Below are 12996 nucleotides of genomic sequence, written 5' to 3'. Positions count from 1 at the left end.
GTTGCGGTCCTGACCGGAGGTCACCGATCCGTGACCGGCCCCCAGCCCACTCGTTGACACGAAGGGGCCTTCCTCCCGGGCGGTGAACAATCCCCGATCTTCACCCGGACGAGTGAGCCGTCCTTGTGATCACCCATCAGGGATAGGTAACCCTTACCTGACGCGACGGTGCGAGCACCCGCCGGACCCCCTCCACCACCCGCGCGCGTCCGCACCCCCGCGCCCCAAGGAGCAGCCTTGAGCACCGCCCTCACCGGAGCCCCGCCCGAATCGCCGGTGCACCCGGACCGGTTGGGACATCCCGATCCGCTGCTGCACGCCGACCCCGCGGTCGCCGCCGAACAGGCCGGGCTGGAGGCCCTGTTGCGGTGCTGGACGCGGGAGACCGGGGCCCGCCCCGGGCCGGACGGCCGGCTCCGGATCGCCGTCCTCGGCGGCGCCGCGCGGCTCAGCGCCCCCGTCCGCTACTGGTCGCCCGGCGGCTGGCACCGGTTCGGCCCCGTCGTCCTCTCGGCCGGGGAGGCCGCCGAGGCCCCGGTGGACGCCGTCACCGCCGCCGCGCTGCTCGCCGCCGCGGCCGCCGAACGCCCCGACCCCGGCCAGGTCGCCGACCTCGCCGCCCGGGTCGCCGACTCGGTCGTCCGCACCGCCGAGATCCTCGCCCACCGCCGCACCGCCGCCCCCGCCGGCGGGCCGGAGCGCTCGCAGTTCCTCGCCACCGAGCAGTCCCTGCTGCTCGGCCACCCGCTGCACCCCACGCCGAAGAGCCGCGACGGCCTCGGCCCGGCCCAGAGCGCCGCCTACTCGCCCGAGCTGCACGGCTCCTTCCAACTCCACTGGTACGCCGTCGACCGCGACCTGCTCGCCACCGGCTCCGCCCTCACCGAGAGCGCCGACCGGATCACCGCCGGCCTGCTCGGCGACCGCGCCACCCTGCCGCCCGGCACCGCCGTCCTGCCGCTGCACCCCTGGCAGGCCCGCGAACTCGCGCACCGCCCGGCCGTCGCCGCGCTGCTCGCCGAAGGACTGCTGCACGACCTCGGCCCGGCCGGCGAACCCTGGTACCCCACCTCCTCGGTGCGCACCGTCTACCGGCCCGGCACCCCGTGGATGCTCAAGCTCTCGCTCGGCCTGCGGATCACCAACTCCCGTCGGGAGAACCTGCGCAAGGAGCTCCACCGGGGTCTGGAGATGCACCGGCTGCTGGAGAGCGGCCTGGCCGCCGAGTGGCAGGCCGCCCACCCCGGCTTCGACATCGTCCGCGACCCGGCCTGGATCGGCGTCGACCACCCCGGCCTCGGCGACCCGGGCGGTCTGGACACCGTGCTGCGCGCCCAGCCCTTCGCCCCCGCCGAGCGTGCGCTGTGCGTCGCCGGACTGGTCGCCGAACAGCCGCTCGGCACCGGCACCACCGTGCCGTCCCGGCTCGGCGACACCCTGCGGGCCCTCGCCGCCCGCTCCGGCCGCCCGCTGCCCACCGTCGCCGCCGAATGGTTCCTGCGCTACCTGGACGCCGTCGTCCTGCCCATCCTCTGGCTGGACGGCCGGGCCGGCATCGCCCTGGAGGCGCACCAGCAGAACAGCCTGGTGCTGCTCGACGCCGAGGGCTGGCCCCGCGGCGGCCGCTACCGCGACAACCAGGGCTACTACTACCGGGAGAGCGCCGCCGAGCGGCTCACCGGGCGGCTGCCCGGGCTCGGCGGCCGCAGCGACACCTTCCTCCCGGACCAGGTGATCGACCACCACTTCGCCTACTACCTCGGCATCAACCACGTCCTCGGCCTGGTCGGCGCCCTCGGCAGCCAGGGCCTCGCCGACGAGAACGTCCTGCTGGCCGCCCTGCGCCGGTTCCTGACCGGGCCCCGGGCGGCCGCCACCGGCTCGGCCCTGCCCGCGCTGCTGCTCGACGCGCCCACCCTGCCCTGCAAGGCCAACCTGCTCACCCGGATCAACGGGCTGGACGAGCTGGTCGGCCCGGTCGCCACCCAGTCCGTCTACGTGGACATCCCCAACCCGGTGGCGGGCGCCTGATGTTGGACGACCTGCCCGGGTGGGGCGCCGTCCCCACCCCCGCCGGCGAGTTCCGGCTCAGCCCCGTCCGGCTGCCCGCCGACCTGGACCTGCTCGCCGGGTGGATGAACGACCCCGAGGTCGCCGCCTTCTGGGAGCTCGCCGGGCCGCCGGCCGTCACCGAACGGCACGTCCGGGCCCAGCTCGACGGCGACGGGCGCAGCGTGCCCTGCCTCGGCCTGCTCGACGGCGCCCCGATGAGCTACTGGGAGGTCTACCGCGCCGACCTCGACCCGCTCGCCCGGCACTACCCGGCCCGGCCGCACGACACCGGGATCCACCTGCTGCTCGGCCCCGCCGGGAGCCGCGGCCGGGGCCTGGGCGCCGTCCTGCTGGCCGGGCTCGCCGAGGCGGTCCTGCGGCGGCGGCCGCGGTGCGAGCGGGTGGTCGCCGAACCCGACGTCCGCAACCGACGGTCGGTGCGGGCCTTCGAACGGGCCGGCTTCCGGACGGCCGCCGAACTCGACCTGCCCGACAAGCGCGCCGCCCTGATGGTCCGCGCCCGACCCGACCTCCCCGCCTAGGACCGCCCCCGTGGACAGCTCAGCACAGCCGCCGTACGACCTGCTCGGCGTCGGCATCGGCCCGTTCAACCTCTCGCTCGCCGCGCTCGCCGAGCCCCTCCCCGGCCTGCGGACGCTCTTCTGCGACCAGCGCCCGGAGTTCCGCTGGCACCCCGGGATGCTGGTGGACGGGGCCCGGATGCAGGTGCCGTTCCTCGCCGACCTGGTCTCCCTGGTCGACCCGACCAACCCGTGGTCCTTCCTCAACTACCTGCGCGACCAGGACCGGCTCTTCCCGTTCTACTTCGCCGAGCGCTTCCAACTCCCGCGCCGCGAGTACGACCACTACTGCCGCTGGGCCGCCGAACGCCTCGGCAACTGCCGCTTCGGCACCGAGGTCACCGCCCTGCACGCCGAACGGGGCCACTTCCGCGCCGAGCTGACCGACACCGCGACCGGGCGGCGCACCACCGTACGGGCCCGCAACCTCGCCCTCGGCGTCGGCACCCGGCCCGTCCTGCCCGAGGCCTTCGCCGCCCTCGACGGCTACCCGCTCGCCTTCCACTCCGCCGACTACCTGGACCGTCGGGACGACCTCGCCGACGCCCGCGACCTCACCGTGATCGGCAGCGGGCAGTCCGGCGCCGAGGTCTTCCTCGACCTGCTCCGGCGCCACGACGGCGACGGCGTCCGGCTCCGCTGGCTCACCCGGACCAGGGCCCTCGCGCCGATGGAGTACTCCAAGCTCGGCCTGGAGCACTTCACCCCCGACTACACCCGCTACTTCCACAGCCTGCCCGAACCCGTCCGGGACACCCTGGTCGCCGCCCAGTGGCAGCTGCACAAGGCCGCCAGCGCGGAGACCCTCGCCGAGATCCACGACCACCTGTACGAACGCACCATCGGCCGCCCGATCGACACCGCCCCGGTCGAGATCACCCCCGGTACCGCCGTCACCGACGCCCGGCCCGGCCCCTGCGGCGGGCTCGAACTGCGCTGCCGGCACACCGACTCCGGCGCCGAGCACACCCTGCGCACCGACGCCGTGGTGCTCGCCACCGGCTACCGGGCCGCCCGCCCGGCCGCGCTCGAACCGCTCGCCCACCTGATCGACTGGGACCCCTCCGGCCGCTACCGGGTCGACCTCGACCACCGCGTCGCCACCCGGCCGGAACTCCTCGGCGGCCTCTACGTCCAGAACGCCGAACTGCACACCCACGGCGTCGGCGCCCCCGACCTGGGCCTCGGCGCCCACCGCGCCGCCGTCATCCTCAACGCCGTCACCGGCCGGACCGTCCACCGGCTGCCCACCCGCACCGCCTGGACCGGCTTCGCGCCGCCCCGCCCCGCCGTCTTCCCCCGACCCCAGGAGCCGACCCGTGCCGCAACCGCCGGCCGCTGAAGCGCCGCTCTACCTGCCCCCACAACTCACCGCCGGGCACTGGCAGCGGGCCGGCCGCGCCCTGCTGGCCAAGATGCTCGGCGAGTTCGCGTACGAGGAACTGCTCAGGCCCGAACCCGGCGCCGCCGACGGCGAGTACCGGCTCCCGCTGCTCGGCGCCGAGGTCGACGCCGAGGCCGAGGCCGAGTACCGCTACACCGCCCGCCGGGGCGCCTACGGCAGCTGGCGGGTCGACCCGGAGTCGGTCCGCTGCACCCGCCCGGACGGACTCGACCCGCTGCGCTTCCTCACCTACGCCCGGCACACCCTCGGCCTGCGCGGCGAGACCACCGGCCACCTGCTCCGCGAACTCACCGCGACCCTCACCGCCGACGCCCACCAGCTCGCCACCGCGCTCACCGCCGCCGAACTCGCCGAGCTCGACCACCCCGCGCTGGAAGGCCGGCAGGGCGGCCACCCCTGGATCGTCCCCAACAAGGGCCGGATCGGCTTCTCCGCCACCGACGCCGCCCGCTGGACCCCGGAGGCCCGCACCCCGCGCCCGCTGCCCTGGATCGCCGTCCACCGCCGGCTCGCCCAGTACCGCGGCGTCCCCGGGCTGGAGCGGCCCGAGCAGCTGTACGCCCGCGAACTCGACGACCCGGAGGCGCTGCGCGCCGGGGTGCGCGCCCACGGCCTGGACCCCGACGACTACCTGCTGCTGCCCGTTCACCCCTGGCAGTGGGACGAGACGGTCGTCCCGCTGTTCGCGCCCTGGATCGCCTCCGGCGACATCGTCCCGCTGCCCTCCGACGGCGATCCGCGGCTGCCCCAGCAGTCCATCCGCTCCTTCTTCAACACCGCCCGCCCCGGCCGCTGCACGGTCAAACTGCCGCTGTCGATCCTCAACACCCTGGTCTGGCGCGGCCTGCCGGTCGAACGCACCCTCGCCGCGCCCGCCGTCACCGCCTGGATCCACGGCCTGCGCGACGCCGACCCGTTCCTGCGCGACGACTGCCGGGTGATCCTGCTCGGCGAGATCGCCTCCGTCACCGTCGACCACCCGTACTACCGCGAACTGCCCGAGGCGCCGTACCAGTACAAGGAGCTCCTCGGCGCGATCTGGCGCGAACCGCTCGGTCCCTTCCTGACCGGGGGCGAGCGGGCCCGCACCCTGGCCGCGCTGCTCCAGACCGGCTCCGACGGCCGGGCGCTCGCCGCCGAACTGATCACCCGCTCCGGGCTCACCCCCGCCGAGTGGACCGGCCGGCTCTTCGCTGCCCTGCTGCCGCCGTTGCTGCACTTCCTCTACCGGTACGGCCTGGTCTTCTCCCCGCACGGCGAGAACGCCATCGTGGTCTTCGACGAGCGGGACACCCCGGTCCGGCTCGCGGTCAAGGACTTCGTGGACGACGTCAACCTCAGCAACCAGGACCTGCCCGAACTGCGCGGGGTGCCGGCCGAGGTCGGCGAGGTGCTGCTGCGGGAGAGCCCGCAGGGCCTCTGCCAGTTCCTGCACTCCGGGCTGTTCATCGGCGTGCTGCGCTACCTCGCCCCGCTGCTGGAGGCGCAGACCGGGCTGCCCGAGGCGCGGTTCTGGGCGCTGCTGCGGGCCGAGATCCACCGCCACCAGGAGCGCTTCCCCGAGCTGCGCGAGCGCTTCGAGCTGTTCGACCTGTTCCGGCCCCGGATCGACCGGCTCTGCCTCAACCGCAACCGGCTGCTGCTCGACGGTTACCGGGACCGGCCGTTCCGCCCGCACGCGGCCCGGTACGGGACGGTGCCCAACGCGCTGGTGACCCTGGAGACGGATCTGCCCGGGCAACGGGACCGGATTGTCACCCCGGCCCCGTAGGGTGGGAGGGTCATGACGAACGACTCCGAATCCCAGCTCCCCGGCGACGAGGCCGAGGACGCCATCGACGCGAATCTCGACGGCGACGCTCTTGACGACGACGACGCCGACGCCGCCGGGGAGGCCGTCGCCGTCCCGCGCTCGCGCCTCCCCGAACTGCTGCACGCCGCGGTGGCCGCCGTCGGCGGTGTCGAGCGCCCCGGCCAGGTCCGGATGGCCGAGGCCGTCGCCGACGCCGTCGACCACGGCGAGCACCTGCTCGTCCAGGCCGGCACCGGCACCGGGAAGTCCCTCGCCTACCTGGTGCCCGCGCTCGCCCACGGGGACCGCGTGGTGATCGCCACCGCCACCCTGGCGCTCCAACGCCAGCTGGTCGAACGGGACTTGCCGCGCACCGTGGAGGCGCTGCACCCGGTGCTGCGCCGCCGGCCGCTGTACGCGATGCTCAAGGGCCGCTCCAACTATCTGTGCCTGCACCGGGCCAACGAGGGCACCCCGAGCGACGAGGGCGAGGGCCTGTTCGACCCGGTGGACGCGCTCGGCGGGCCCACCGGCAAGCTCGGCCAGGAGGTGCTGCGGCTGCGCGACTGGGCCGAGGAGACCGAGACCGGCGACCGGGACGACATGACCCCCGGCGTCTCCGACAAGGCCTGGGCCCAGCTGTCGGTCACCTCCAAGGAGTGCCTGGGCGCCACCCGCTGCGCGTACGGCCAGGAGTGCTTCGCCGAGAAGGCCCGGGAGCGGGCCAAGCTGGCGGACGTCGTGGTCACCAACCACGCGATGCTGGCGATCGACGCCATCGAGGGTGCGCCGGTGCTGCCCGAGCACGGGCTGCTGATCGTCGACGAGGCGCACGAGCTGGTCAACCGGGTCACCGGCGCGGCCACCGCCGAGCTGACCGTCGGCGCGGTCAACCGGGCGGTCAAGCGGGCCGCCCGGCTGGCCAACGAGAAGGCCGTCGACGCCCTCCAGGCCGCCGCCGAGAACTACCACGGCCTGATGGAGACCGCCCAGCCCGGCCGGGTCGAGGAGCTGCCCGAGTACCTGGCGTACGCGGTCACCGCGATCCGGGACGCCTCCCGGCAGGTGATCACCTCGCTCGGCGAGACCAGGGACAAGGGGCTCAGCGACGAGGACGCCGTCCGCAAGCAGGCGATGGCCTCCGCCGAGACGCTGCACGAGACCGCCGAGCGGCTGCTGGAGGACTCCGAGTACGACGTGGTCTGGATCGAGCGCAGCGACCGCTTCGGGATGGGCACCGCCTCGCTGCGGGTCGCCCCGCTCAGCGTCTCCGGGCTGCTGCGCGAGGGCCTGTACAAGGAGCGCTCGGTCGTCCTGACCTCGGCCACCCTCAAGCTCGGCGGGGACTTCAACGGCGTCGCCGGCTCCGTCGGCCTGCCCTCGGAGGCCCGGCTGCCGGACCAGCGGACGCAGGGCGACAACCCGGAGCCGGGCCCCGGCTTCGGCGACGAGGTGGTCCCGTACTGGCGGGGCATCGACGTCGGCTCGCCGTTCAAGTACCCCAAGCAGGGCATCCTGTACGTCGCCAAGCACCTCGCCGACCCCGGGCGCGACCCGGAACGGCCGGACATGCTGGACGAGTTGGCCGAGCTGATCGGCGCGGCCGGCGGGCGGACGCTGGGCCTGTTCTCCTCGATGCGCGGCGCCCAGACGGCCGCCGAGGCGATGCGGGAGCGGCTGGACAACCGGATCCTGCTCCAGGGGGAGGACACCCTGGGCGAGTTGATCCGCGAGTTCGCCTCGGACGCGAGCACCTGCCTGTTCGGCACCCTCTCGCTCTGGCAGGGCGTGGACGTGCCCGGCTCGGCCTGCCAGCTGGTCGTGATGGACCGCATCCCGTTCCCCCGGCCGGACGACCCGCTGATGAGCGCCCGGCAGAAGGACGTCGAACAGCGCGGCGGGAACGGCTTCATGGCCGTCGCGGCGACGCACGCGGCGCTGCTGATGGCGCAGGGCGCGGGCCGGCTGGTGCGCGCGGCCGACGACCGGGGCGTGGTGGCGGTGCTGGACCCGCGGGTGGAGACCAAGCGGTACGGGGGTTTCTTCCGCTCCTCGATGCCGGAATTCTGGTACACCACGGACCGCAACCAGGTGCGCCGCTCGCTGGCGGCGATCGACGCCTCGGCGGCGCCGGTCCGGCCGGTGGTGAAGCGGGGCTGAGCAGCCCCTGGAAACGGGCTGAGAGCCCCCGGGAAACGGGCGGGGAGCCCCTGGGAACCGCCGGAGGGGCTCCCCGCGCCGTCGCGCGGTGGAGCCCCTTCCCGGTGTGCGGCGCGGAGGGTGTCAGAGGCGGCGCAGGACCGCGACGACCTTGCCCAGGATGGTGGCGTTGTCGCCGTTGATCGGCTCGTACGCCGGGTTGTGCGGCATCAGCCAGATCCGGCCGTCCTCGCGCTTCAGGCGCTTGACCGTCGCCTCGCCGTCGATCATCGCGGCCACGATGTCGCCGTTCTCGGCGACCGGCTGGCGGCGCACGGTGACCCAGTCGCCGTCGCAGATGGCCGCCTCGATCATCGAGTCGCCGCGCACGGTGAGCGCGAACAGCTCGCCCTCGCCGACCAGTTGGCGGGGCAGCGGGAAGACGTCCTCGACCGTCTGCTCGGCCAGGATCGGCCCGCCGGCGGCGATCCGGCCGACCAGCGGGACGTAGGAGGTGGACGGGCGGCCGGCCGTCTCGGCGGTGTTGGGGCGGGCCACCTCCACGCCGCGGACCTCGTAGGCGCGCGGGCGGTGCGGATCCCGGCGCAGGAAGCCCTTGCGCTCCAGGGCCATCAGCTGGTGGGCGACCGAGGAGGTGCTGGAGAGGCCGACGGCCTGGCCGATCTCGCGCATGGACGGCGGGTAGCCGCGCCGCTGGACGGAATCCCGGATGACCTCGATGACGCGCCGCTGGCGCTCGGTCAGCCCGGCCTCGTCGGTACGGATGCCGGGGGGGCGGCCGGGCATCGCGCGGGCGGGCGCCGGGTGGCTGTCGTCCAGCACGGGGGAGTGTTCGATCGGCTGGTCGGGAACGCGGCTCGCGCTGGAAAGGGCCGGGCCGGAGAGGCGGTGGTCTTCGCTACGGTCCATGCTGATGTCCACACTCTGCTGATTCGTGGTGCGCTGCCCCACCTTGAACTGGGAGTGTTCCTGCACCGGGATGGTGTTGGTTTCGACGGTGTTCACGGCGGCCCCTCTCGACGGCTGTCCTCTCCCTTTTCCAGCCCAACGCACCTCCTATCGAAAGGTTGCGCCAAACACACGTTCGAGTGAATTATTCGGGAGTTGGCTGACTCGATCAAGGCTTTGTTGTACATCGATTAAATGTTCGACCGGTAGCCGACTTCGGCAGTCTAATCGCCGTCGACACGCCAGGGGGCCCACTTCCCCCGGAGACCTACATCTAGTGGCTACTCTCCTCTCCGTGCCCAGTACTAGTGGTCACGAGGCATGATCAGCTTGCCCAGGCCGGGGTCGCATCGCTTAGACTCGACCAAGTCCGCACGTCCTGCCAGGGAGGGATCCTCAGGTGCACTGCCCCTTCTGCCGGCACTCCGACAGCCGCGTTGTCGACAGCCGGACCACCGAGGACGGCAGTTCCATCCGCCGTCGTCGGCAGTGCCCGGACTGCGGCCGCCGCTTCACCACCGTGGAGACGGCCGCGCTGATGGTCATCAAGCGCAGTGGGGTCACCGAGCCGTTCTCCCGGGAGAAGGTCATCTCCGGCGTCCGCAAGGCCTGCCAGGGCCGCCCGGTCACCGAGGACGCCCTCGCCCAGCTCGGCCAGCGGGTCGAGGAGTGCGTGCGCGCCACCGGCAACGCCGAGCTGACCACCCACGACGTCGGACTGGCCATACTCGGTCCGCTCAAGGAGCTCGACGTGGTCGCGTTCCTGCGCTTCGCCAGCGTGTACCAGGCGTACGACGGACTGGAAGACTTCGAGGCCGCCATCGCGGAACTCCGCGCCGAACGGCCCGTCCCCGAGGCGGACGGCACCTGCGTGCCCGTCGCCGCCGCCGCGCCCTAGGAGGCGCCGGCCCCTCCTCGTCGAGGGGCCGCAGCACCCGGCCCCGCGGGGCCGACGCGTGCCCGGAAACGGGGCGCAGAACACTACAAACCGTGCGTGAGCAGGCGAGGCCTTCGGCTGCCCGCACACCGGAAGAACGAACCAGCGGTGCCCGGACTTTTCAGGGCACTTCGGGCGTTTGCCCAGGAGGAGGAGCGAGAAGTGACAGACACCACGAGCGGTTCCGCACGCGGGTCGAAGTCCGACAAGGCCGCGGCCAAGGCTGCCGGCAAGGCGCCCAAGGGCGGCCTGCGGATCGAGCGCATCTACACCACTCCGGGCGTGCACCCGTACGACGAGGTCCGCTGGGAGCGGCGCGACGTCGTCATGACCAACTGGCGTGACGGGTCGATCAACTTCGAGCAGCGTGGCGTCGAGTTCCCCGACTTCTGGTCGGTCAACGCCGTCAACATCGTCACCTCCAAGTACTTCCGCGGCGCCGTCGGCACCCCGCAGCGCGAGTGGAGCCTCAAGCAGATCATCGACCGCGTGGTGCTCACCTACCGCGCCGCCGGCGAGAAGCACGGCTACTTCGCCACCGCGGACGACGCGGAGATCTTCGAGCACGAGCTGACCCACGCCCTCCTCCACCAGGTGTTCAGCTTCAACTCGCCGGTCTGGTTCAACGTCGGCACCAAGCAGCCCCAGCAGGTCAGCGCCTGCTTCATCCTGGCCGTCGACGACTCCATGGAGTCGATCCTCGACTGGTACAAGGAAGAGGGCATGATCTTCAAGGGCGGCTCCGGCGCCGGCCTCAACCTCTCCCGGATCCGCTCCTCCAAGGAACTGCTCTCCTCCGGCGGCAACGCCTCCGGCCCGGTCTCCTTCATGCGCGGCGCCGACGCCTCCGCCGGCACCATCAAGTCCGGCGGCGCCACCCGTCGCGCGGCCAAGATGGTCGTCCTGGACGTGGACCACCCGGACGTCGAGGCCTTCATCGAGACCAAGGTGAAGGAGGAGGAGAAGATCCGCGCCCTGCGCGACGCGGGCTTCGACATGGACCTCGGCGGGGACGACATCACCTCCGTCCAGTACCAGAACGCCAACAACTCCGTCCGCGTCAACGACGAATTCATGACCGCCGTCGAGAACGGCACCGAATTCGGCCTGCGCGCCCGGATGACCGGCGAGGTCATCGAGACCGTCGACGCGAAGAAGCTCTTCCGCAAGATGGCCGAGGCCGCCTGGGCCTGCGCCGACCCCGGCATCCAGTACGACTCCACGATCAACCACTGGCACACCTGCCCGGAGTCCGGCCGCATCAACGCGTCCAACCCGTGCAGCGAGTACATGCACCTGGACAACTCCAGCTGCAACCTCGCCTCGCTCAACCTGATGAAGTTCCTGCGCGAGGACGACTCCTTCGACGCCGAGCGCTTCGCCAAGGTCGTCGAGCTCGTCATCACCGCGATGGACATCTCCATCTGCTTCGCCGACTTCCCCACCGAGAAGATCGGCGAGACCACCCGCGCCTACCGCCAGCTCGGCATCGGCTACGCCAACCTCGGCGCCCTGCTGATGGCCACCGGCCACGCCTACGACAGCGAGGGCGGCCGCGCCCTGGCCGGCGCCATCACCTCCCTGATGACCGGCACCGCCTACCGCCGCGGCGCCGAACTCGCCGGCGTCGTCGGCCCGTACGACGGCTACGCCCGCAACGCGGCCCCGCACCAGCGGGTCATGAAGCAGCACGCGGACGCCTCGCTCGACGCGGTCTCCTTCGACGACCTGGACGCCCCGGTCTGGCTCGCCGCCAACAAGACCTGGCAGGACGTCCTGCGCATCGGCGCGCAGAACGGTTTCCGCAACGCCCAGGCCTCGGTCCTCGCCCCGACCGGCACCATCGGTCTGATGATGGACTGCGACACCACCGGCGTGGAGCCGGACCTCGCGCTGGTCAAGTTCAAGAAGCTCGTCGGCGGCGGCTCGATGCAGATCGTCAACGGCACCGTCCCGCGCGCCCTGGGCTGCCTCGGCTACCAGGACGAGCAGATCGAGGCGATCGTCGCCCACATCGCCGAGCACGGCAACGTGGTGGACGCGCCGGGGCTCAAGACCGAGCACTACGAGGTCTTCGACTGCGCGATGGGCGAGCGCTCCATCTCGCCGATGGGCCACGTGCGGATGATGTCGGCGATCCAGCCGTGGATCTCCGGCGCCATCTCCAAGACCGTGAACATGCCGGCCACCGCGACCGTCGAGGACGTCGAGGAGATCTACTTCGAGGCGTGGAAGATGGGCGTCAAGGCGCTCGCCATCTACCGCGAAAACTCGAAGGTCGGCCAGCCGCTCTCGGCCAAGAAGAAGGACTCCGAGGCCAAGACCGAGGAGGCCCCGGCCGCCGCGGTCGAGAAGGTCGTCGAGTACCGCCCGGTCCGCAAGCGCCTGCCCAAGGGCCGTCCGGGCATCACCACCTCCTTCACGGTCGGTGGCGCCGAGGGCTACATGACCGCCAACTCCTACCCGGACGACGGCCTCGGCGAGGTCTTCCTGAAGATGTCCAAGCAGGGCTCGACCCTCGCGGGCATGATGGACGCCTTCTCCATCGCCGTCTCGGTCGGCCTCCAGTACGGCGTGCCGCTGGAGACCTACGTCTCGAAGTTCACCAACATGCGCTTCGAGCCGGCCGGCCTGACCGACGACCCGGACGTGCGGATGGCGCAGTCGATCGTCGACTACATCTTCCGCCGCCTGGCGCTCGACTTCCTGCCGTTCGAGACCCGCTCGGCGCTCGGCATCCACTCCGTCGAGGAGCGCCAGCGCCACCTGGAGACGGGTTCCTACGAGCCGCTGGAGGCCGACGAGCTCGACACCGAGTCGCTGGCCCAGTCCGCCCCGGTGGTCGCCAAGCCCGCCCCCGCGGTCGAGGCGCCCAAGCCGGCGGCCAAGCAGGCCCACAACTCCACGGAGCTGATCGAGATCCAGCTCGGCCTCAACGCCGACGCCCCGCTCTGCTTCTCCTGCGGCACCAAGATGCGCCGCGCCGGCAGCTGCTACCTCTGCGAGGGCTGCGGCTCCACCAGCGGCTGCAGCTGATCACGCACCACCCCGGTTCACCCCCTGAGGTGAACTCCTGAGGCGGGGCGAGGACTTCACGGTCCTCGCCCCGCCTTTCGCGTTG

8 protein-coding genes are annotated in these 12996 nt (G+C 72.6%); 7 read left to right on the top strand and 1 reads right to left on the bottom strand.

The features are described from left to right. Nucleotides 1–237 precede the first annotated feature (237 nt). From ABTY15_RS13090 to ABTY15_RS13070, 5 genes are read left to right on the top strand one after another with little or no spacing between them, the layout of a single operon-like run. Nucleotides 238–2031 (top strand): IucA/IucC family protein, encoded by a 1794-nt coding sequence (locus tag ABTY15_RS13090; RefSeq protein ID WP_350581134.1) that lies wholly within the window; start codon nt 238–240, stop codon nt 2029–2031. Then, nucleotides 2031–2594, top strand: coding sequence for a GNAT family N-acetyltransferase (locus ABTY15_RS13085; RefSeq protein WP_502893488.1), 564 nt, complete (start codon nt 2031–2033; stop codon nt 2592–2594). The genes ABTY15_RS13090 and ABTY15_RS13085 overlap by 1 nt, the downstream gene beginning before the upstream one ends. A 10-nt stretch (nt 2595–2604) precedes the next feature. Continuing rightward, nucleotides 2605–3975, top strand: coding sequence for a lysine N(6)-hydroxylase/L-ornithine N(5)-oxygenase family protein (locus tag ABTY15_RS13080; protein ID WP_350581131.1), 1371 nt, complete (start codon nt 2605–2607; stop codon nt 3973–3975). Next, a complete protein-coding gene (locus ABTY15_RS13075) occupies nt 3953–5809 on the top strand; it encodes an IucA/IucC family protein (protein ID WP_350581129.1) in 1857 nt (618 codons plus the stop codon). Before ABTY15_RS13080 ends, ABTY15_RS13075 begins: the two co-directional genes overlap by 23 nt. A gap of 12 nt (nt 5810–5821) precedes the next feature. Then, the gene (locus tag ABTY15_RS13070; protein WP_350581126.1) at nt 5822–7990 is read left to right on the top strand and encodes an ATP-dependent DNA helicase; all 2169 of its coding nucleotides are present in this window, start codon (nt 5822–5824) and stop codon (nt 7988–7990) included. 123 nt (nt 7991–8113) lie between these two features. Here the strand turns inward: ABTY15_RS13070 and lexA are convergent, their stop codons facing one another. Beyond that, nucleotides 8114–8776: a transcriptional repressor LexA gene (gene lexA / locus ABTY15_RS13065; protein WP_224281048.1), complete on the bottom strand. Its 663-nt coding sequence runs from the start codon at nt 8774–8776 to the stop codon at nt 8114–8116. Nucleotides 8777–9338: 562 nt separating this feature from the next. Between lexA and nrdR the strand changes: the two genes are divergently transcribed. Beyond that, nucleotides 9339–9836, top strand: a complete 498-nt coding sequence (gene nrdR / locus ABTY15_RS13060) for a transcriptional regulator NrdR (protein WP_350581122.1) — start codon at nt 9339–9341, stop codon at nt 9834–9836. Between the two features lie 201 nt (nt 9837–10037). Then, nucleotides 10038–12911 (top strand): vitamin B12-dependent ribonucleotide reductase, encoded by a 2874-nt coding sequence (locus tag ABTY15_RS13055; protein ID WP_350581119.1) that lies wholly within the window; start codon nt 10038–10040, stop codon nt 12909–12911. The last annotated feature ends 85 nt before the right edge of the window (nt 12912–12996 follow it).

Origin of the sequence: Kitasatospora sp. NPDC097643 (genome assembly GCF_040302625.1) — a bacterium.
Lineage (GTDB): Bacteria > Actinomycetota > Actinomycetes > Streptomycetales > Streptomycetaceae > Kitasatospora.
Note: the sequence above shows the minus strand (reverse complement) of the source record. Positions and strands in the feature narration are given on the sequence as shown.